Here is a 20,251-nt window from a genome sequence, read left to right as displayed (position 1 = left end):
CCTCGATGGGGATGTGGTGGGGCGCGGAGTATCTGGACGAGGTGTCGCTGCGCGAGTCGGCGGGGGCGCTGGCCGAGCGCGGCTACGGTCCGAGCTTCACCAGGCGACGTCCTGCTCCGTGCAGTGCCTTACGACATCCTGAATGCGCCCGGCGCCTACCCGCGCCGGTACCACCGCTTCCGCGCGGCCCGCACGTCGGACCAGTCCACGAGGCAGTCCTGGACGTTCTCGTGGCCGCGCTGCGCCTCGGGCATGTCGCCGGACTCCACGCGGGCAATCACGTCCGGCAGCCGCTCATAGAACGTGGGCGAGCGGTACTGCGGATGCAGCGTCCACAGCCCCGGCCCCGAGCCCTGGAAGTCCAGCCGCCACAGTCCCCGGCTCACCATGATGCGCGTCACCAGGTTCTCCGGCTCGCGGTACGGCGGATTGCCGGCCCGCAGCGCGCGCAGCACGTGGATGGGAGGCGCCAGCTTCGCCCTCAGCGGCCCCACGCGCCGGACGAAGGCCTCCCGGTCCACGAAGAAGACGCGCGTGCTGAAGCGCCGGTAGCGGAAGCCTCCGGGCACGCGCCCGTCCGGCTCGTACCAGCGGGTGTCTCCCGCCACCGTGCCGTCCGCGCGCGGCGGCCCCGCCAGCGGACTGCAGCTCACCAATTCCTCGCGCGCGGCGAGCTGCGCCTCCGCCTCCGCCATCCACGTCCGCGAGCCGCCGCCAATCAGCATGTCCGCGTCCAGGTGCAACACGTGCCGATGCGCCGCCGCCGCCAGCCCGAAGAAGTACGAGTGGTAGGGCCCACCGCGCGAGTCCTTCATCGGCAGCCGCGTGCCCCCGAAGAAGCGCTCGGAGAGCGCGCGCGTGGTGGCCGGCGAGTAGTCCACCTCCACCACGCGGATGCGCGGGTCCGCCGCGGACAGGTCCGCCAGCAGCCGCTCCATCTTCGGCTTCCGCTCCTCCCACGCCCCGGCGAAGCGCGCCCCCTTGCTGCGGTGCAGGTCCATCACCAGCAGCACCTCCTGCACGGAGGGCCCGAGCTGACGCAACTGGTGCGGCAGGATGAGGCGCGCGTGCGGGAAGTCCGTGGGCGCCAGATTGATTTGCAGGGTAACGGGGCTCACGGCGTGTCCATCACCAGGGGCTCACTGCTCCGCTCCGGCGCCAGCGCGAGCTTCAGCCTGTCACCACAGCAGGTACCGGCGGGCACCACCGCCCGCGTCTCCCAGGTCCGCCCCCGGGCGCCATAGCGCACCCGGATGGGCAGGCCCGCGCTCGCCGCGCGCACGGGAATCTGGTGCGAGACGTCGGGGCCCAGCTCGCCGACGGCGTGCTTCTCGCCCAGCACCACCACCTCCACGTCCCGCAGCACCTCACCCGTGGAGCCGTTCACCACCGTCACCTGCGCCGGAGACCACATCCAGCGCTGGGCGAAGTACGGCAGCATGCAGCCCACCACGAGGAAGGCACCGCCCCAGGCCACCCGTGTCCTCACCTCGCGCCAGTCCATTCCATCCTCCTCAGAAGCCCGCCTTCAGCCGCACTTCCGCCAGCTCCCGCCGGAGCAGGCGCTGGAAGAGGACGGGGGCCACCCAGCTATAGACCACCAACGCCAGCCACACCGTCTCCACCACCGTGGCCCCACCCTCCGAGCCCAGGTCCTCCGCGGCGTAGGTCGCCACGCGCGACAGGAGGTAGGCCACCAGCAGCACCAGCGTGGCACGCGTGGTGCCCAGCATCTCCATCCACACGCTGAAGCGCCACCACATCCCCAGCCACCAGCTCCGCCGGGCCTGGATGGCCGCCATCAACCCCAGCGCCCCGGCGTCCGTCGCGTCCTGGCGCAGCGCCCACACCGCATGCTCGTGGGCTTCCTCCACGCGCCCACGCCGCAGCAGCACGTGGCCCATCAGCACCAGGCCGCCCTCGTGCTCGGGGCTGAGCAACAGTGACTCATGCGCCCGGCGCTCGGCCTCCTTCAAATCTCCCCGCTCCAGCGCCTCGTCGCCCAGCTCCACCAGCGTGTCCACGTCCGCCGCGTCCAGGCGGAGCGCGTGCAGCAGCGCCTCGCGCCGCTCCAGGCGCCGGCCCTGGAGGTTCCGGATGCGGGCCTTGAGCCGCCACCAGGCGGGCACCTCGGGCTCCAGCTCCAGCAGGGTGGTCAGGTGCTCCTCGGCCTCCTTGAGGAGGCCCTGCATCACCGCCACCGAGGCCTGCGCGTAGTGGCCCAGCGGCAGGTGCGGGTCCAGCTTCAGCGACTCGCGCGCCTCGTACCCTGCGGCGTGCAGGCGCTTCTGCTTCAACAGCACGAGCGACAGCAGCGCGTGCGCTTCCGCGAGCGTGGGGTCCTCGGCCAGCACCTGCCGCAGCGTCCGCACCGCGCCGTGCAGGTCCCCGCGCTGCAGCTGCGCGCGCGCGAAGGACATCCGCCCGTCCGACATCATCCGTTCCACGGCGTCACTCCCCCGCGCGTCACCATGGCAGCATTCGCAACAGCCAGTTGGAGCCGAACAGGTCCATCACCGGCTCGTGCACCAGCGCGCCGCCCATCACCACGAACACCCCGTTGCGCACCGGCCCGTCGAAGTACTGGTAGAGGTTGAAGGAGGGCTGCTGCAGGTTGAACAGCCAGTAGCCCAGCCCCAGCTTCAACGTCATCACGACCACCAGGAAGTAGCGCAGCGCCTCGTCCGGCAGCCCCGTCTTCCTGTGCAGCATCAACATGAAGATGGCGAGGCCCACCTTGAGGGGCGTGGCCAGCAGCACCACCAGCAGCTCGCGGCGGCGCGTGGCGCTGCCCATGGCCACGCCGTTGAAGGCGAACCAGGGCAGGGCCAGCCAGCTCCCCGCGAACATCAGCGCGAAGAAGGGCCAGATGGGGTTCACCACCCACTTCTGGAGGGCCCCCGGCCGGGGCTCGTCGATGATGGCGTAGGTGTTCGCGCGCATGGCGTTCAGGACTTCCCGTGCGCCTGGAGGAAGCTCAGCACCTCGTCGTACTGGCCGCCCTCGTTGGCGTAGCGCGCGTAGTTGCGCGCGGTGGTGAGCCACTCCAGCACCGTGGGCTTCACCTCGCGCAGCGCCGCCTTGAGGTCCTCGTCTCGCAGCGGGGACTCCGTACCCGCGTCCAGGGAGCGTTCAATCGCGAGGTCGCTCGCCGTCTCCACCACGTGGGACAGGTCCGCGCCGGAGAAGCCCTGGGTGCGCTGGACGATGAAGTCCAGGTCCAGGTTCGCCTCCTGGGGCCGGCCCTTCAGCGCCAGCTGGAGGATGTCGCGGCGCGCGGGCGCGTCCGGCGGGGGCACGAAGAAGGTGCGGTCGAAGCGGCCGGGACGGCGGAAGGCCGGGTCGATGGCCCACGGCGTGTTGGTGGCGCCGAGCACCAGCACCCCCGAGTTCGTCTGCGCGAAGCCGTCCATCTCCGTGAGGAACTGGCTCACCAGCTTGCCGCTGGACGCCTCGCGGCTGTACTGGCGCTTGGCGGCGAGCGCCTCCAGCTCGTCGAAGAAGAGGACGGACGGGGTGCTCTGGCGCGCCTTCTCGAAGAGGGCGTGCAGCTTCCGCTCCGACTCGCCGATGTACATGTCCAGCACGTCGGAGATGACGACGTTGAAGAACTGGGCCTTGCACTCGCCGGCGGTGGCGCGCGCCAGCAGCGTCTTGCCGCAGCCGGGAGGGCCGTACAGCAGGATGCCGCCGCCCGCCTTGCGGCGGAAGCGCTCGAAGAGGCTGGGCTTCTGGAAGGGCTGGATGATGCGGCGGGTGACCTGACGCTTCACCTCGTCCAGGCCGCCCACGTCCGCGAAGGTGAGGGGCGGCAGCGGCGGGGCCACCGCTCGCGCCACGTCCTCCGCGGTGGTGTCGTCGTTGGAGATGACCTTGAGCCGGGGGCCGCCCCGGGACGGCTGCGGCTCCACGACGCGGGCGAACAGGCGCGCGCGCAGGTCCATGTCCTCCAGGGTGGTGTTGGCCGTCACCGCGCGCTGGTACGAGGCGCGGGCGGCGTCCAGTTCCTCCAGCGCCAGGTGCGCGCGGGCCGCCCACAAGGCCTGCTCCGCGGTGGAGCCCTGGCAGAAGAGCAGCGCGCGGCGCGCCTCTCCGCTTGCGAGCAGCACCTGGGCACCGACGTGCCGGTCCTGCTCGGGCAGGTGCTCCGGCGCGCGGGTGCCGAGCAGCTCGCGGGCGGCGGGCACTTCGCCTCGGGTGAGGTGGGCACGCAGCAGCAGCGCCAGCAGCGGGCCGTTGTCGGGACTCGCCGCGAAGGCGGCCTTCAGCGAGGAGAGGGTCGCGTCATCCATGGTGGAAAGTGCCCCTCCCTTGCCACACCCGAGCGGGCGGACACAACAGGAGGGCCAGACAGACCTCACCGCGACGTGGATGTGACCTTCACGCGGTGTGAGGAGTTGACGCGAGTGCACGCCCCGGGGATCGAACCCGGCGAAGTCGGTACGTCAGACCGATGCCGTCTCCAGCTGGCTCGGCGTGCATGAAGAAGTGGTCCTGGCAGGAGTCGAACCTGCGGCCTCTCGGTTCGCGGCCGAGTGCTCTCATCCACTGAGCTACAGAACCTCAGACATTTGGGAGTGGTCCTGGCAGGAGTCGAACCTGCGGCCTCTCGGTTCGCGGCCGAGTGCTCTCATCCACTGAGCTACAGAACCAGAAGTGCCTCGTACGGGAGTCGAACCCGTCTTTCCGCATTGAGAGTGCGGTGTCCTTCGCCGATAGACGAACGAGGCGGGAAGGGGGACGCCGTCAGCCGGCGTCCCGGGCGCTAGAAGGAAGCGATTCCGTCCAGCAGGTCGGGCTCGGACTCGACGTCCGGGCCAGGGTTGTTCAGGTCGATGAAGTGCATACTCCCCCCGTGAGACATCACTACCCGAGCGCTCCGACAGGGAATCGAACCCTGTTCACACGGTAGACGGCCGTGCTGCGATCCAATCGCATCCCGGAGCAGGAAAGGGACTGCGGACTACGGACTGCCATGCCGCGAGCGGGAGTCGAACCCGCACTCTCTGCACTCTGATTGCAGTGCCTCTACCGATTGGGCTACCGCGGCGTTTGCTGAGTGGAACCACCGGGAATCGAACCCGGATCTCTCGGATGCGAACCGAGAATTCTCCCGTTGAACCATGGCCCCAGGATGTCTGTGATTGAGACGGAACTTCGTAGAGCAGTCGGCGGGACTCGAACCCGCGTCCACCTGAGTGGCGCTCAGGGGCCTCACCTCTCGGCCACGACTGCGTTTGCTGCGAGTACCCCGTAAGGGAGTCGAACCCTTCTTCCCGCATAGAGAGTGCGGTGTCTTGCGCCGATAGACGAACGGGGCGTCAGGTACTGCGATGACCCGGAAAAGCGAGAGGCCGGGTCCCCTCTTGGGAGCCCGGCCTCTGGTCTCTTCGCCCCTCGTCGGTCGACGGGGAAGGAAGGTCAGAGTCCGGGTGGACTATCGCCCGCGCGCTCTCCACGCAGCGCGGAATCCAGGGCGGTGGTCAGGCCAGCGAGCGCGAGCGCATCGATGCCGATGACAGTGTCGTTCAGGGTTTCGGGATTCATCGGGCTCGTCAGGTTCGCCGTGTTCATGGTCACCGCTCCTTTCAGCGAAAACAGACGCGCGGAAAATAAATCCCTGACACGTGCATCGCGCGGGCGGGTCGGGCACGCTGGCGCGGCATTGCCGGAGGCAGGCGCGCGATGACGGCGGGTGGCAGGACGACGGGCTATGTGCAGTGGGCGCCTCCCCCCGGGCTGGCGGAGGCGGTGGACGCCTTCTGGCGCTACACCGGGCCGCCCCATGGCTCGGGCGCGGGCCCCACGCAGTCGCGCATCCTTCCGGATGGCTGCACCGACCTCATCTTCCAGTTCCGGGCATCGGATGGCCCGACGTGGCTGGCCGCCCCACGGCTCGCCATCGTGGGCCCCATGGAGCGCTTCGCCCTCGTCGATATCCATGCGGGTGCGGTGAGCTTCGGCGTCCGGCTCAAGCCGGGCTGGGCGCTCCCCCTGCTCGGCGTGAGCCCGCGCGAGCTGTGTGGCCTCAACGTCCCCGTGGCGGACTGCGCGCCGGCCTTCACCCGGCTCCAGCGGCGGCTCGAGGACTGTCCCTCTCCGGCGCGCGCGCTGGCCCTCCTCCAGGAGACCTTCACGCAGCGGATGGCGTCCCCGCTGGCCACGCCCCGCCCCCGCGTCACCGAGGCGCTGCATCAGCTCCAGTCCTCGGGAGGCCAGGTGCGCATGGCCGGGCTGGCGCGGAGCCTGGGCGTCAGCGAGCGCACCCTGCACCGCGACGTGCTGGACGAGGCGGGCGTGCCACCCAAGCTGCTCGCCCGGGTGCTGCGCTTCCAGCGGGCCGTGTCCCTGCTGCGCTCGGGCACGGAGGAGGACCTGGCTTCCGTGGCGCTCGCGTGTGGCTACGCGGACCAGGCGCACCTGTCCCGCGAGGTGAAGGAGCTGTCCGGTGTCACGCCCTCGGCGCTGGTGAAATGAGCCCTGTCCGATTCCTTCAAGACAGGCGGGGCGCGCCGTGCGAGGACCGCCACACACCTCTTCCCCGACCGGAGTCCACCGCCATGAAGCTCGGCTACGTCATCCTCTACGTGCAGGACGTGCCCGCCACCGTCGACTTCTACGAGAAGGCCTTCGGCCTGCAGCGCCGCTTCCTCCATGAAAGCAACACGTACGCGGAGATGGAGACCGGCGCCACGGCGCTGGCCTTCGCGGTGGAGGCCCTCGCGAAGGAGCACGGCCTCACCGTGCGGCCCAACCGGGCGAAGGAGGACGCGGCCGCGATGGAGGTGGCGCTCGTCACGCCGGACGTGCAGGCCGCCTTCGAGCGCGCCGTGAAGGCCGGCGCCCATGCCGCCGCGAATCCCAAGCAGAAGCCCTGGGGGCAGACGGTGGCCTACGTGCGAGACCTCAACGGTGTCCTCGTGGAGCTCTGCACGCCCATCACCACTTGAGTGAAGCCGTGACACGCCCGGGGTGAAAACCCCGCCATGACGCACGACGACGCGGCCTGCTCTTCACCTGGGCCGGCGTGTGGCTCGCCGGAAGTCCCGAATATCCTCCACGTCATGGGTTCTGGCGATTCGAGGGGGACCGGGGGAGCCGTCGCGCTCACGCCGGAGCAGAAGCGCGCGAAGCTGGCCGAGTTGCTGCGAAACAAGGCCCGCCCATCCCGACGGGCCCCCGTGTCCTTCGGCCAGGAGCGGCTGTGGTTCCAGGACCGCCTGAGCCCGGGCAGCGCGGCCTTCAACATCCCCGTCGCCGTGCGCCTGTCCGGCACGCTGGACGACGCGGCCCTGCGCGCCAGCCTCCAGGAGCTGGTGCACCGCCACGAGTCGCTGCGCACCACCTTCCTCGAGGAGGACGGACGCCCCTTCCAACTCATCGCGCCGGCCCCGAGCGTCGCCCTGCCCGTGGTGGACCTGCGGGGACTTCCCGAGGCCGAGCGCGAGGCGGAGGCCACGCGGCGGCTGACCGACGCGGCGCGGGAGCCGTTCGACCTCGCGAAGGGCCCGCTGCTACGCACGGTGCTCTACCGCCTGAACGAGCGGGAGCACGTGCTGCTGCTCAACCTGCACCACATCGTCGCGGACGGCTGGTCTCTCGGCGTGCTGGTCCGCGAGCTGAGCGCCCTGTATCCGGCGCTCGCCGCCGGACAGGCCTCGCCCCTGGCCGCGCCGGCCATGCAGTACGCGGACTATGCCTCGTGGCAGCGCGAGTCCCTCCAGGCAGAGCGGCTGGAGTCCCAGGTCCACTGGTGGCGCGAGCGGCTGGACCCGGACGCGGTGCTCGAGTTGCCCACGGACCGGCCGCGTCCCGCGGTCCTCTCCTCGCGGGGCGCCCGCCTGACGGTGATGCTGCCGCCGGAGCTGCTCGAGTCCCTCAAGGCCCTGGCCCGCGCGGAGGGCGGCACCCTCTTCACCGTGCTGCTCGCGGGCTTCCAGGCGCTGCTGCATCGCTACACGGGCCAGCCGGACATCGTCGTGGGCACGTCGGTGGCGGGACGCGGCCGCGCCGAGCTGGAGGGCCTCATCGGCCTGTTCACCAACACGCTGGCGCTGCGCACGGACGTGTCCGGCCAGCCTCGCTTCCGCGAGCTGCTGGGCCGGGTTCGCGAGACGACGATGGGCGCCTATGCCCACCAGGACGTGCCCTTCGAGAAGCTGGTGGACGCGCTCAAGTGCGAGCGCCAGCTCAGCGTCGCGCCGCTGTTCCAGGTGGCGCTGACACTGCAGAACGCACCCATGCCACCGCTGCGGCTGCCCGGACTGGTGATGGATGCGCAGCCGGTGGACAACCGCACCAGCAAGGCGGACCTGTCACTGCTGGCGGTGGAGCTGCCCCAGGGCCTGCGCCTGGCCGCCGAGTACAACACGGACCTGTTCGAGCCGGGCAGCATCCAGCGGCTGCTGGGGCATCTCGAGCGGCTGCTCGCGGGCGCCGCGGCGGCTCCGGACCGGCGCATGTCCGAGCTGCCGCTGATGGACGCGGCCGAGCTGCGGCGGGTGCGGCACGATTGGACCGGCGAGGCGGCGCCCTTCCCGGAGGCCTGCGTCCACGCGCTCTTCGAGGCCCAAGCCCGGCGCACGCCCGAGGCGCTGGCGCTCCGCTTCCAGGGGCAGTCGCTCACGTACGCGGCCCTGGACGCTCGTGCCAACCAGCTCGCGTGGGCGCTGCGGCGGCGGGGCGTGGGGCCGGAGGTCCGCGTCGCGCTCTCCATCGAGCGCTCGCTGGAGATGGTGGTGGGGCTGCTCGGCATCCTCAAGGCCGGAGGCGCCTGGGTGCCGGTGGATCCGCTGCTGCCGGGTGAGCGCCTGGGCTTCCTGGTGGAGGACAGCGGCGCCACGGTGCTGGTGACGCAGTCGGCGTGGGTGGGGCGCTTCCCGGAGGCGCTCCGTCCCCGCGCGCTCTGCCTGGACTCCGAGCGGGACGCGCTGTCACGCGAGCGCACCGAGGCCCCGGTCACCCGCGTGGAGCCGCATCACCTCGCGTACCTGCTCTACACGTCCGGCAGCACCGGCACGCCCAAGGGCACGGCGGTGGCGCATCGAGGCGTCGCCAACCTCGTCACCCAGGAGGCCGTGGCGTACGGCATCGGCCCGGGCAGCCGCGTGTTGCAGTTCGCCAACCTGAGCTTCGACCTGTCTGTGGAGGAGCTCTTCACCACGCTGTGCTCGGGCGGCACGCTGGTGCTGGCGCCGCTGGAGGAGCTCATGCCCGGCGCGCCGCTCCAGCGGCTGCTTCGCGAGGAGGCCCTCACCGTCATCAGCCTCACCCCCGCGGCCCTGGCGGCGACCTCCCCGGAAGGACTGCCGGCGCTGCGCACCGTCATCTCCGGGGGTGAGGCCCTGCCCGCCGACGTGGTGTCCCGCTGGGCTCCCGGACGGCGGTTCCTCAATACGTACGGCCCGACGGAGGCCACGGTGGTGGCCACGCTCACCGAGTGCGTGCCGGACGGGCGGGTGCCCTCCATCGGCCGCCCCCTGGCCAATGTCCGCGCGTACGTGCTCGACCCCCGTGGCGAGCCGGTGCCGGTGGGCGTGAAGGGAGAGCTGTACCTGGGCGGCGTGGGCGTGGCCCGTGGCTATGCGGGCCGACCGGCCCTCACCGCGGAGCGCTTCGTGCCGGACCCGTTCGCGGCGGAGGCGGCAGGGGCGCGCATGTACCGCACCGGCGACGTGGTGCGCTGGCGCGAGGACGGCACGCTGGAGTTCATCGGCCGCGCGGACGCGCAGGTGAAGGTGCGCGGCTTCCGCATCGAACTCGGCGAGGTGGAGTCCGCGCTGGCGAAGCTGCCCACCGTGCGCGAAGCGGTGGTGGTCGCCCGGGAGAGTGGCCCCGGTGGCAAACGACTGGTGGGCTACGTGGTGGCGCGCGAGGGCTCGCGGACAGACGGCGCGACGCTGCGCGCGTCCCTCAAGGAGGTGCTGCCCGAGTACATGGTGCCCTCCGCCGTGGTGGTCCTGCCGGCGCTGCCCCTCACCGCCAGCGGCAAGGTGGACCGCAAGGCCCTGCCCGCCGCCGACCTCTCGGAGAGCGCCGCGCGCGAGTACGTGGCGCCGCGTACGCCCACGGAGGAGCGCCTGGCCGGACTCTGGCGGGAGCTGCTCGGCGTCGCGCGCGTCGGGGCGCATGACAACTTCTTCGACCTGGGCGGCCACTCGCTGCTGGCCACCCAGGCCCTGAGCCGCATCCGTCAGTCCTTCGGCGTGGAGCTTCCGCTGCGCCGGATGTTCGAATCCCCCACCCTGGACGCCGTGGCCCGCCTCGTCGACGAGGCCCTCGCCGGGCGTGCCACTCCCGCGCCCGAGCGACCCCGAGCGCCTCGCGCTCAGCGATGGCCTACCCGTCCCCTGGGGGAGGTCGCGCGCGAGCAGGAGTCACGGAGTCAGCCTCACGCGGAGGCCCAGGCCCCCTGGAGCCACGAGGAGCGCCAGCGGGTCCTGGTGGAGTGGAACGCCACCGCGTCCGAGTACCCTCGCACCTCCACCCTCGCCCAGGTCTTCTCGCAGGTGGTGGCCCGTTACCCCGACAAGGTCGCCGTCGAGTTCGGTGACTCGAAGCTCACCTACCGACAGCTCGATGAACGAGCCAACCTGTTGGCCTGGTACCTGCGCGGACTGGGCGTCAGCACCGACTCGCGCGTCGCCGTCGCGCTGGAGCGCTCGCTGGAGTTGGTGGTGGCGCTGGTCTCCATCCTCAAGGCCGGCGGCGCCTACGTCCCTCTCGACCCCGCCTATCCTCGCGAGCGCCTCGCCGCCATGGTGGAGGACTCTCGCCCGCGCGTGCTCCTCACCACCCGGGCACTGCTGAAGCAACTGCCCGTGGATGATTTCTCCTCCTTCACGCATGGCGCGACATCCGTGAAGGCGCCGCGGGCATCCGGGCCGTCCACCTCGATGACTGCAAACAGGGCACTCCCTGAGATGCAGCCCTCTTCGTCTCCTGACACCTCCGCCACCTCACAGGCACCGAGCACGGCGCTCGCCCAGGGCGGATTGACCACTGTGGTGCTCGACGAGGTGTCCCTGCACTCGCAGCCCTCCTCCACGCCTCCCTCCTCCGCCCTGCCCGACAGCCTCGCCTATATCGACTTCACCTCCGGCTCCACCGGCAGGCCCAAGGGCGTCGGCACCACTCAAGCCTCCGTCCTCCGCACTCTCTTCGGCATCGACTACGCCCACCTCGGGCCCGAGGAGACCTTCCTCCTCATCGCCCCCGTCTCCTTCGACGCCTCCACTCTCGAACTCTGGGGCCCGCTGCTTCACGGTGCTCGCCTCGTCGTCTTCCCTCCCCGCCCTCCTTCCGACCTCCAGGAGTTGGAGCACGTGCTGGTGAAGCATGGCGTCACCACCCTGCACCTGACCGCCGGCCTCTTCACCCAGGTGGTGGACCATGCGCCCCAGGCCCTGCGCGGACTGCGGCAGCTGCTCACCGGTGGCGACGTCGTCAGCGCGCCCCACGTGCGTCGCGTGCTGGAGGAGCTGCGCCTTCCCGTCACCGCCTGCTACGGACCCACCGAGGGCACCCTCTTCACCTCCTGCCACCGCATGACTCCCGGCGCGCACGTCGGCGCCTCGGTGCCCATCGGCCGCCCTATCGGCAATACCCAGGTCTACCTCCTCGACTCGCACGGTGAGCCGGTGCCTCCGGGAAGCGTGGGTGAGTTGTTCATCGGTGGTGACGGGCTGGCGCGCGGCTACGTGGAGCAGCCCGCGCTCACCGCCGAGCGCTTCGTCCCCAATCCCTTCAGCAACGTGCCCGGTGCGCGCCTCTACCGCACCGGCGACCTCGCCCGCTGGCGCAAGGACGGCGTGCTGGAGTTCCTCGGCCGCGCGGACGCGCAGGTGAAGGTACGCGGCTACCGCATCGAGCTGGCCGAGGTCGAAGCCGCCCTGCTGGCGTGCCCGCACGTGAAGGAGGCGGTGGTGCTGGCGCGCGAAGACGTGCCCGGCGACAAGCGCCTCGTGGGCTATGTCGTCGCCCCCGAGTCCATCGACACCTCCGCGCTCCGGACCCGACTGAGGAACCAGCTTCCCGAGTACATGGTGCCCTCGGCGCTGGTGCGACTCGACGCCCTGCCCCTCACCTCCAACGGCAAGGTGGACCGCAAGGCCCTGCCCGCGCCGGACGTCACCACCCGGGGCCGCAGCCCCTCCCGTCCGCCGCGCACGGACGCCGAACGACTGCTCGCGGCGCTCTGGGAAGAGGTCCTCCACACCGGCACGGTGGGCGCCGAGGACGACTTCTTCGAGCTGGGAGGCCACTCCCTGAGCGCCACCCAGGTCCTGTCGCGCATCCGCCGCGCATTCCAGGTGGAGCTGTCCCTCGCCGACTTCTTCACCGCGCCCACCGTGGAGGCCGTCGCCCGTCGGTTGGAGGCCCTGGGCTCCACGCGCCCCGCGCTGGCGGTGCCCCCTCTCAAACCCGTGCCGCGCGACGCGAGCCTGCCCCTGTCCTTCGCGCAGCAGCGGCTGTGGTTCTTCGCGAAGCTGGAGCCCGACAGCGCCGCCTACAACCTGCCCGCCGCCGTGCGCCTGGAAGGCGTGCTCCACCTGCCAGCGCTCGCGCGCGCCCTGCGCGGACTGCTCCAGCGCCACGAGTCCCTTCGCACCACCTTCCGTGACACCGAGGCCGGCCCCATCCAGGTCATCGCTCCCGAGCCCGCGCTGCCCGCGAGCTGGATGGACCTGGGCACACTGGCCGAAGCCGAGCGCGAGCAGGAGCTGCGGGCCCTTATCGACTCCGAGGCGCGACAGGTCTTCGACCTGGAGACCGGCCCTCTCTGGCGTGTCCTCCTGGTGCGCCTGGACGAGCAACGACACGTGCTGCTGCTGACCATGCACCACGTCATCTCCGACGCCTGGTCCATGGGCGTGCTCATCCAGGAGCTGACCACCCTCTACGCGGCGCACGCGGAAGGCCGCGTCCCGGAGCTGATGCCCCTGCCCGTGCAGTACCCCGACTTCTCCGCCTGGCAGCGCGGCTGGTTGCGAGACGCGACGCTGGAGTCCCAGCTCGACTGGTGGCGCCAGCAGCTCGACGGCGCACCGCGGGCGCTCGAATTGCCCACGGACCGGCCGCGCCCTCCCGCGCAGACCTTCCGTGGCGCGGCCCACCCGTTCCAGTTCCCTCGCGCGCTGTCGGACGCGATGCAGGCCCTCTGCCGCCGTGAGGGCGTCACCCCCTCGATGGTGGTGCTCGCCGCCTTCCAGGCCCTGCTCTCCCGCTACAGCGGCCAGGAGGACGTCTGCGTGGGCTCGCCCATCGCGGGCCGCCACCACGCCGAGCTGGAAGGACTCATCAGCTTCTTCGTCAACACGCTCGTGCTGCGCACGAAGCTGCACGGCGACCCCAGCTTCCGCGAGCTGCTGGCCCGCGTGCGCGACGTGGCGCTCGGGGCGTATGCCCACCAGGACGTCCCCTTCGAGAAGCTGGTGGAGGCCCTGCGGCCCGAGCGAGACCCGCGCCGCCCACCCCTCTTCCAGGTGATGCTCGCGTACCAGAACGCGCCCATGCCGGAGATGATGGGACCGGGCCTGGCCCTCCACCGCCTCAAGGTGGATGGAGGCACGGCGAAGTTCGACCTCACCCTCGCCCTGAGCGACACGGCCCAGGGGCTGAAGGGCCTGCTGGAGTACAACACCGACCTCTTCGAGCCCACGACCGCCCGCCGCATGGTCGGCCACCTGCGCACGCTGCTGGAGGAGGCCCTCGCCGCGCCGGAGCGCCCCCTCTCCGCGCTGTGCATGCTCACGCGCGAAGAGCGACACCTGCTGTTCCACGCCTGGGACACGCCCTCGGCGGGAGTAGCGGAGGACGCCGGCCTGCATCGGCTCCTCCAGGCCCAGGCACGACTGCGACCAGCGGCGCTGGCCGTGGAGCACGAGGGCCTCGCGCTCACCTGGGCGGAGCTGCACGCGCGCGCCCGGCGGGTGCTCCAGGGCCTGCGCGCCCGGGGCGTGGTGCCGCCCGAGCCACCTCCGCCGCTGACACCGGCGCCTCGCACGGGTCCACTCCCGCTCTCCTTCGCCCAGCAGCGGCTGTGGTTCATCGACCAGCTCGAGCCCGGCGGCGCCACGTACAACATGCCCGCCTTCGTCCGGCTGGAGGGGCCGCTCGACGTGAGCGCCCTCCATCGCGCCCTCTCGGAAGTGGTGCGACGTCACGAGGCGCTGCGGACCACCTTCGTCCTGGAGGACGGCGAGCCACGCCAGCGCATCGCTCCGCACCAGGAGCTGTCGCTGGACCTCGTGGACCTCCAGGCGCTGGCGCCAGAAGCGGCCGAGGAGGCACTGCGACGGGGGTTCCACGAGGAACTCCAGCACCCGTTCGACCTCTCCACCGGGCCGCTGCTCCATGCGCGGCTGTGGAAGCGGAGTCCCACCGAGCACGTGCTCGTCCTCAACATGCACCACATCGTCTCCGACGCGTGGTCGCTGGGCGTGCTGCTGCGCGAAGTGGCGGCGCTCTACGAGGCCTTCGTCCAGGGCCGCCCCTCGCCGTTGCCTCCGCAGCGCCTCCAGTACGCGGACCATGCGGTCTGGCAGCGCGAGTGGCTCCAGGGCGAGGCGCTCGACGCGCGGCTCGCGTGGTGGCGGCAGCACCTGTCGGGGCTCGCCACGCTGGAGCTGCCCACGGACAGGCCCCGGCCGCCCGTGCGCACCTTCCGCGGTGCCCAGGTGCCCGTCAGCCTCTCGCGCGAGACGACGCAGGCCCTCAAGGCGGTGTGTCAGCGGACGGGAGCCACACCCTTCATGGCCCTGCTGGCGGCCTTCCAGGTGCTCCTGTCCCGCTACTCCGGGCAGCGGGACATCGCCGTCGGCTCGCCCATCGCCGGACGGCATCACGGTGAGGTGGAAGGACTCATCGGCTTCTTCGTCAACACCCTCGTGCTGCGCGCGCACGTGGATGACCGGGGCTCGTTCCTCGACCTGCTGCGGCAGGTGAAGGAGACGGCGCTGGGGGCCTATGACCACCAGGATGTGCCCTTCGAGAAGCTGGTGGAGGCGCTGCAGCCCACGCGCGACCTGAGCCGCGCTCCGCTGTTCCAGGTGCTGTTCGCCTTGCAGAACGCGCCCATGCCGCCGCTCCGGCTCCCGGGGCTGGCGCTGCATCCCCTGGAGGTGGAGGGGGCCGCGGCCAAGTTCGAGCTGCAGCTCGACCTGATGGAGTCACCGACGGGTTACCAGGGCACCCTTGGCTACAACACGGACCTGTTCGAGGCGGACACGGCGTCGCGCATGGCGGCGCACTTCGGCGCGCTGGTGGAAGCGCTCGTCTGCAGGCCCGATGTTCCGCTCGCGCACGTGCCCCTGGTGACGGGGGCCGAGCGTCAGCGAGTCCTGGTGGAGTGGAACGCCACCGCGTCCGAGTACCCGCGCACCTCCACCCTCGCCCAGGTCTTCTCCCAGGTGGTGGCCCGTTACCCCGACAAGGTCGCCGTCGAGTTCGGTGACTCGAAGCTCACCTACCGACAGCTCGATGAACGAGCCAACCTGTTGGCCTGGTACCTGCGCGGACTGGGCGTCAGCACCGACTCGCGCGTCGCCGTCGCGCTGGAGCGCTCACTGGAGTTGGTGGTGGCGTTGGTCGCCATCCTCAAGGCCGGCGGCGCATACGTCCCTCTCGACCCGGCCTATCCTCGCGAGCGCCTCGCCGCCATGGTGGAGGACTCTCGCCCATACGTGCTCCTCACCACCCGGGCATTGTTGGCGAAGCTCCCCGTGGATGGCTTGACCGCCTCCGCACATGGCGCGACGTCCGTGTCCACCTCGATGACTGCAAACAGGGCACTCCCTGAATCGCAGCCCTCTTCGTCTCCTCACACCTCACCGAGCACTGTGCTCGCCCAGGGCGGACTGACCACGGTGGTGCTGGAGGAGGTGTTCCTCAAGGCGCAGCCCTCCTCACCTCCTCTCTCCACCGCCCTGCCCGACAGCCTCGCCTATATCGACTTCACCTCCGGCTCCACCGGCAGGCCCAAGGGTGTCGGCACCACTCAAGCCTCCGTCCTGCGCACCCTCTTCGGCATCGACTACGCCCACCTCGGGCCCGAGGAGACCTTCCTCCTCATCGCCCCCGTCTCCTTCGACGCTTCCACCCTCGAACTCTGGGGCCCGCTGCTTCACGGCGCTCGCCTCGTCGTCTTCCCTCCCCGCCCTCCTTCCGACCTCCAGGAGTTGGAGCACGTGCTGGTGAAGCATGGCGTCACCACCCTGCACCTGACCGCCGGACTCTTCACCCAGGTGGTGGACCATGCACCCCAGGCCCTGCACGGACTGCGGCAGCTGCTCACCGGCGGCGACGTCGTCAGCGCGCCCCACGTGCGCCGCGTACTGGAGGAGCTGCGCATCCCCGTCACCGCCTGCTACGGACCCACCGAAGGCACCCTCTTCACCTCCTGCCACCGCATGACTCCCGGCGCGCACGTCGGCTCCTCGGTGCCCATCGGCCGCCCCATCGGCAATACCCAGGTCTACCTGCTCGACTCGCACGGTGAGCTGGTGCCCGTGGGCGTCACCGGCGAGCTGTTCATCGGCGGTGACGGGCTGGCGCGCGGCTACGTGGAGCAGCCCGCGCTCACCGCCGAGCGCTTCGTGCCCAATCCCTTCAGCACCACCCCGGGCGCTCGGCTCTACCGCACCGGCGACCTGGCCCGCTGGCGCAACGATGGCGTGCTGGAGTTCCTCGGCCGTGCCGACGCGCAGGTGAAGGTACGCGGCTACCGCATCGAGCTGGCCGAGGTCGAAGCCGCCCTGCTGGCGTGCCCGCACGTGAAGGAGGCGGTGGTGCTGGTGCGCGAGGACACGCCCGGCGACAAGCGCCTCGTCGCCTACGTGGTTCCGCACTCCGCTCCGGACTGGAATCCGGAAGCACTCCGCCTCGTGCTCGCCGCGCGGTTGCCGAAGTACATGGTCCCCTCGCACTTCGTGAAGCTGGACGCCCTGCCCCTGACGCCCACCGGGAAGCTGGCCCGCCAGCGGCTTCCCGCGCCGGACGCCGAGCACCCGCATGGCGACGCCCCCTTCATCGCCCCCCGCACCCCGCTGGAGGCGCGGCTCGCGGAGGCCTTCGCGGACGCGCTGCGCGTGCCTCGCGTGAGCGTCACCGACAGCTTCTTCTCACTGGGCGGACACTCCCTGCTGGCTCCCCGACTGATGGCTCGCATCCGGGAGCGCACCGGCCACGCACTGCCCCTGGCGGCCCTCTTCCAGGACGCCTCCGTGGAGCGGCTGGCACGCCGCATCCAGCACGCGGCTCCGCTGCCACGCAACCTGGTGCGGCTGGACGCGGGCTCGGCCTCCGGGCGTCCCCTCTTCCTCGTGCACGGCGGCGGTGGCGGCGTCTCGGGTTACTTCGAGCTGGCCCGCCACCTGGGCGCGCACCGTCCCGTGTACGGCCTGCACACCGACGACACCCCACCCGAGTCCATCGAGGCGCTCGCGCGCGAGTACCTCGCCCAGGTGCGGGACGTGCAGCCACGGGGGCCGTATCGCCTCGGAGGTTGGTCCTTCGGCGGACTGGTCGCGTATGAGATGGCGTGCCAGCTCCAGGCCCTGGGCGAACCGGTGGAGCTGCTGGCCCTCATGGACACCCTCGCGCCCGGAACGCAGGCTCCGCCGCCCGATGACCTCGGGCTGCTGGCCGTCTTCGGCCGGATGCTGGGGCTGTCCTGGCGGGAGCCGCCGCCGAACCTGGAGCCCCTGCGAAGCCTGGGCACCCGCGAGCGGCTGGCGTACGTGCTGGCGCGGACGCGTGATGCGGCCGGAGCCTCGCCCGACCTCGACAGCGCCGAGCGTCGCTTCGCCCTCGTCCAGCGGCTCTCCGCGGCGCAGCACGCGTACGTGCCTCGCGGGGGCTACGCGGGCCCCGTCCTCCTCTTCCGGGCGGCGGCGCCGGCATCCGGTCCGGAGGACCTGGGCTGGCGTGCGTGGCTCACCGGGCCCCTCACGGTCCGCGAGGTGCCGGGTGACCACTACACGCTGCTGAGCGCGCCCCATGCCGGGTGGCTGGCGGAGCGCCTCGGTTCATGAATGGTGGAACCACCGGGAATCGAACCCGGATCTCCCGGACGCCAGCCGGGTGCTCTCCCTTTGAGCCATGGCCCCATGAAACAGGGTGTTTCGAGTCGGGATGACTGGATTCGAACCAGCGACCTCGCGCACCCCAAGCGCGCGCTCTTGTCCAAGCTGAGCTACATCCCGAATGGACTGCCATGCCGCGGGCGGGATTCGAACCCGCAACCTCTGCGTTCTGAGCGCAGCACCTCTACCAGGTTGGGCTACCGCGGCGTCCTGCACTGCTAGAGCGGTCGGCGGGACTCGAACCCGCGTTCTCCTGAGTGGCGCTCAGGGGCCTCGCCTCTCGGCCACGGCCGCATGTGTTGCATTGCTGCGTGAGTACCCCGTACGGGAGTCGAACCCGTCTCGCCGCATTGAAAGCGCGGAGTCTTGAGCCGCTAGACGAACGGGGCTTCGGAGACTGCGTGGACCCTGGAAACGAGAAGGGCCGGGTTCCCTTGTGGGAGCCCGGCCCCTGTCGCATCGCGCCGCGTCGGAGGACGGGCACGAAACGGTTCAGGGTCGACCGGGCGGTTCACCGCTGGCGGGTCCCAGCAGCGCGGCTTCGAGGGCGGCGACCAGGCAGGCAGGCGCGAGCGCGGCCATGCCGGTGACGACGTTCAGGGGCTCGGGGTTCATCGGGCTCTTCAGGTTCGCCAGCGTCATGGTCACCGCTCCTTTCAGTGGGAAATGACGCGGCTCGGAATTCATCCCTGACACGGGGCTGACCGGGAGGGGGCAATGGCGATATGAAACAGGGAGGAGCCCACACCGCACCCGTCCCCGGGCCGAAGGGGTCCGGGCGCGGTCCCCCCTCATGAAGACCGCCCGCCCCTTCCTCGTCGCGTTGACCGCCCTGCTCGCCGTCTCCGGCTGCTCGGACTCCGACGAGCCGTGCTTCTTCCAACCGTTCCTCGGCGACGACAGCCGCTTCAGCCCTCCCGCCTACGAGGTGGGCTCGCCCGTCTCCCTCCAGGTCTTCGCCATCACCAACCGCACCTGTGACGGCGAGACCGACACGCGCCAGGTCCCGGACACCGCCACCGCGGAGGTGTTCGACCCGGAGAACACGTCGCTCCCCGTCGAGGTGAGCCTCGGCCCCAGTGGAACGTCCGCCAGCCTACGCTTCACTCCGAGAACGACCGGCCGCCACCATGTCCTCGTCGCCTTCGCGCCGGTGGGCAGCGTCCGGCAGCTCGGTGTCTACGTGGCGCAACCCTGGACGGGAGGGGAGCCCATCTCGCTGCCGCTGCCCCGGTGCACGCAGCTGGACCGCACCTCGCGAGGCACCTGGCTGTGTGACGGGGTGGCCCTGCGTGAGCCGAACGCGAGGCCCGTGCGGCTCGGCACCGCCACCAGCGCACCGGACGTGGCTGTCGCGGGGAACGTCGTCTGGGTGGTGGGCGAGGGCCGGGTGCGCCGCTACGTCGACACCGGCACCGACCTGGAGCTGACCGGCTCGCTGCTGCTCAACGCGTCGCCGCTGACGGTGCAGAGCCGGCTCGCCACGGAGAACGAGCTGCTGGTGCTCGACAATCAGACCCTGCACCGCTTCACCTTCACGGACACCGGCGTGCTCGCCGCCTCGGGCACTACCCGCTGGGCCACGACGCCCACGACGGCCTTCGGCGTCGACAGCGTGACGGGGCTGCTGGTGCGCGTGGCGGCGGACCGGCTGATGGTGGTGCAGATGCAGCGACTCCCGGACAGCCGCGCGTGCCCATTCCAGCTCGGGCCGGACGGCGTCTACACCGCCGCGCCCGAGCCCTGCCAGGCGCTGCCCGGACAGCCGGTGGGCTACGCGGAGGGCGCCGTGTGGACGCGCGTCGGGGACCCCTTCCGGACCCCCTTCGCGCAGACGCTGCACCTGTGGGTGGCCCGGAACGGCACGCTGGACGAGCAGGGCACCCTGGCGCTGGACTCGCCGGTGCAGCCGCTCCTGTCGCCGTTGCGCGCCGGCTTCCTCATCCCCGACATCCAGCTCGGCCAGTACGCGGGCGCGTTCTCCGTGGTGCCCGTGGTGCCGTCGCGGCCCGGCCCCCTCGGCATGGAGAGACTCCCCGGCACCCCGGGCCTGTCCCAGGAGCTGCGCACCGTCTCCCCCCGCTTCTACTGGGAGGGGGACAGCCGGCTGAGCAACGGCACCACCCTGGTCTTCGAGCGGCCCGCCGGCTGACGCTGGCGGAGCCTCG

At 71.2% G+C, this 20,251-nt stretch carries 11 protein-coding genes and 13 tRNA genes; 4 read left to right on the top strand and 20 right to left on the bottom strand.

Annotated elements, in window-relative coordinates; genetic code table 11:
- Nucleotides 1–155 precede the first annotated feature (155 nt).
- The 14 genes from HG543_RS22760 to HG543_RS22695 all read right to left on the bottom strand — a co-directional run bounded on the left by HG543_RS22760 (nucleotide 156) and on the right by HG543_RS22695 (nucleotide 5,574).
- Complete coding sequence (locus HG543_RS22760; RefSeq protein WP_169346932.1) at nucleotides 156–1,118, bottom strand: hypothetical protein; 963 nt, start codon at nucleotides 1,116–1,118, stop codon at nucleotides 156–158.
- Nucleotides 1,115–1,504, bottom strand: a complete 390-nt coding sequence (locus HG543_RS22755; RefSeq protein WP_169346931.1) for a hypothetical protein — start codon at nucleotides 1,502–1,504, stop codon at nucleotides 1,115–1,117. The genes HG543_RS22760 and HG543_RS22755 overlap by 4 nt, the downstream gene beginning before the upstream one ends.
- A gap of 10 nt (nucleotides 1,505–1,514) precedes the next feature.
- Nucleotides 1,515–2,438, bottom strand: a complete 924-nt coding sequence (locus HG543_RS22750; protein ID WP_246357228.1) for a tetratricopeptide repeat protein — start codon at nucleotides 2,436–2,438, stop codon at nucleotides 1,515–1,517.
- Nucleotides 2,439–2,466: 28 nt separating this feature from the next.
- Nucleotides 2,467–2,943, bottom strand: a complete 477-nt coding sequence (locus tag HG543_RS22745; RefSeq protein WP_169346929.1) for a hypothetical protein — start codon at nucleotides 2,941–2,943, stop codon at nucleotides 2,467–2,469.
- A 5-nt stretch (nucleotides 2,944–2,948) separates the two neighbouring features.
- Nucleotides 2,949–4,292: an ATP-binding protein gene (locus HG543_RS22740; RefSeq protein WP_169346928.1), complete on the bottom strand. Its 1,344-nt coding sequence runs from the start codon at nucleotides 4,290–4,292 to the stop codon at nucleotides 2,949–2,951.
- A 115-nt stretch (nucleotides 4,293–4,407) separates the two neighbouring features.
- Nucleotides 4,408–4,480 (bottom strand) — tRNA-Val (locus tag HG543_RS22735).
- 9 nt (nucleotides 4,481–4,489) lie between these two features.
- Nucleotides 4,490–4,563: transfer RNA gene (locus HG543_RS22730), tRNA-Arg, on the bottom strand.
- 15 nt (nucleotides 4,564–4,578) lie between these two features.
- A tRNA-Arg gene (locus HG543_RS22725) sits at nucleotides 4,579–4,652 on the bottom strand.
- Nucleotides 4,653–4,657: 5 nt separating this feature from the next.
- A tRNA-Glu gene (locus HG543_RS22720) sits at nucleotides 4,658–4,730 on the bottom strand.
- A gap of 246 nt (nucleotides 4,731–4,976) precedes the next feature.
- Nucleotides 4,977–5,050, bottom strand: a tRNA-Leu gene (locus HG543_RS22715).
- A 10-nt stretch (nucleotides 5,051–5,060) separates the two neighbouring features.
- Nucleotides 5,061–5,131: transfer RNA gene (locus HG543_RS22710), tRNA-Ala, on the bottom strand.
- 32 nt (nucleotides 5,132–5,163) lie between these two features.
- Nucleotides 5,164–5,235, bottom strand: a tRNA-Gly gene (locus HG543_RS22705).
- Nucleotides 5,236–5,247: 12 nt separating this feature from the next.
- Nucleotides 5,248–5,320, bottom strand: a tRNA-Glu gene (locus tag HG543_RS22700).
- A 101-nt stretch (nucleotides 5,321–5,421) separates the two neighbouring features.
- Entirely contained in the window at nucleotides 5,422–5,574 is a 153-nt protein-coding gene (locus HG543_RS22695; protein ID WP_169346906.1) for a hypothetical protein, read from the bottom strand.
- Between the two features lie 111 nt (nucleotides 5,575–5,685).
- Here HG543_RS22695 and HG543_RS22690 point away from each other — a divergent pair, with 111 nt between their 5' ends.
- The 3 genes from HG543_RS22690 (at nucleotide 5,686) to HG543_RS22680 (ending at nucleotide 18,032) form a co-directional block, all read left to right on the top strand.
- Nucleotides 5,686–6,477: a helix-turn-helix domain-containing protein gene (locus HG543_RS22690; RefSeq protein WP_169346927.1), complete on the top strand. Its 792-nt coding sequence runs from the start codon at nucleotides 5,686–5,688 to the stop codon at nucleotides 6,475–6,477.
- 83 nt (nucleotides 6,478–6,560) lie between these two features.
- Nucleotides 6,561–6,950, top strand: a complete 390-nt coding sequence (locus HG543_RS22685; RefSeq protein ID WP_169346926.1) for a VOC family protein — start codon at nucleotides 6,561–6,563, stop codon at nucleotides 6,948–6,950.
- Nucleotides 6,951–7,064: 114 nt separating this feature from the next.
- Entirely contained in the window at nucleotides 7,065–18,032 is a 10,968-nt protein-coding gene (locus HG543_RS22680; protein ID WP_169346925.1) for a non-ribosomal peptide synthetase, read from the top strand.
- Between the two features lies 1 nt (nucleotide 18,033).
- Here the strand turns inward: HG543_RS22680 and HG543_RS22675 are convergent.
- The 6 genes from HG543_RS22675 to HG543_RS22650 all read right to left on the bottom strand — a co-directional run bounded on the left by HG543_RS22675 (nucleotide 18,034) and on the right by HG543_RS22650 (nucleotide 18,725).
- A tRNA-Ala gene (locus HG543_RS22675) sits at nucleotides 18,034–18,107 on the bottom strand.
- A 20-nt stretch (nucleotides 18,108–18,127) separates the two neighbouring features.
- A tRNA-Pro gene (locus tag HG543_RS22670) sits at nucleotides 18,128–18,203 on the bottom strand.
- Nucleotides 18,204–18,215: 12 nt separating this feature from the next.
- Nucleotides 18,216–18,290: transfer RNA gene (locus HG543_RS22665), tRNA-Leu, on the bottom strand.
- Nucleotides 18,291–18,305: 15 nt separating this feature from the next.
- Nucleotides 18,306–18,377, bottom strand: a tRNA-Gly gene (locus HG543_RS22660).
- A gap of 22 nt (nucleotides 18,378–18,399) precedes the next feature.
- Nucleotides 18,400–18,472 (bottom strand) — tRNA-Glu (locus tag HG543_RS22655).
- A gap of 103 nt (nucleotides 18,473–18,575) precedes the next feature.
- On the bottom strand, nucleotides 18,576–18,725 hold the full coding sequence (locus HG543_RS22650; RefSeq protein ID WP_169346924.1) for a hypothetical protein: 150 nt from the start codon (nucleotides 18,723–18,725) through the stop codon (nucleotides 18,576–18,578).
- 151 nt (nucleotides 18,726–18,876) lie between these two features.
- Between HG543_RS22650 and HG543_RS22645 the strand changes: the two genes are divergently transcribed.
- A complete protein-coding gene (locus HG543_RS22645; RefSeq protein WP_169346923.1) occupies nucleotides 18,877–20,235 on the top strand; it encodes a hypothetical protein in 1,359 nt (452 codons plus the stop codon).
- Nucleotides 20,236–20,251 lie beyond the last annotated feature (16 nt).

This window comes from Pyxidicoccus fallax (assembly GCF_012933655.1).
In the GTDB taxonomy this organism is placed as follows: Bacteria; Myxococcota; Myxococcia; order Myxococcales; family Myxococcaceae; genus Myxococcus; species Myxococcus fallax.
This window is presented reverse-complemented; position numbering and strand designations above follow the sequence as displayed.

Excerpts from the sequence above, each read along its gene's own strand:
- HG543_RS22740 (WP_169346928.1), bottom strand. The coding sequence starts at position 4,292 with ATGGATGACGCGACCCTCTCCTCGCTGAAGGCCGCCTTCGCGGCGAGT.
- HG543_RS22745 (WP_169346929.1), bottom strand. The coding sequence starts at position 2,943 with ATGCGCGCGAACACCTACGCCATCATCGACGAGCCCCGGCCGGGGGCC.
- HG543_RS22695 (WP_169346906.1), bottom strand. The coding sequence starts at position 5,574 with ATGAACACGGCGAACCTGACGAGCCCGATGAATCCCGAAACCCTGAAC.
- HG543_RS22690 (WP_169346927.1), top strand. The coding sequence starts at position 5,686 with ATGACGGCGGGTGGCAGGACGACGGGCTATGTGCAGTGGGCGCCTCCC.
- HG543_RS22750 (WP_246357228.1), bottom strand. The coding sequence starts at position 2,438 with ATGATGTCGGACGGGCGGATGTCCTTCGCGCGCGCGCAGCTGCAGCGC.
- HG543_RS22755 (WP_169346931.1), bottom strand. The coding sequence starts at position 1,504 with ATGGACTGGCGCGAGGTGAGGACACGGGTGGCCTGGGGCGGTGCCTTC.
- HG543_RS22685 (WP_169346926.1), top strand. The coding sequence starts at position 6,561 with ATGAAGCTCGGCTACGTCATCCTCTACGTGCAGGACGTGCCCGCCACC.
- HG543_RS22650 (WP_169346924.1), bottom strand. The coding sequence starts at position 18,725 with ATGACGCTGGCGAACCTGAAGAGCCCGATGAACCCCGAGCCCCTGAAC.
- HG543_RS22680 (WP_169346925.1), top strand. The coding sequence starts at position 7,065 with ATGGGTTCTGGCGATTCGAGGGGGACCGGGGGAGCCGTCGCGCTCACG.
- HG543_RS22645 (WP_169346923.1), top strand. The coding sequence starts at position 18,877 with ATGAAGACCGCCCGCCCCTTCCTCGTCGCGTTGACCGCCCTGCTCGCC.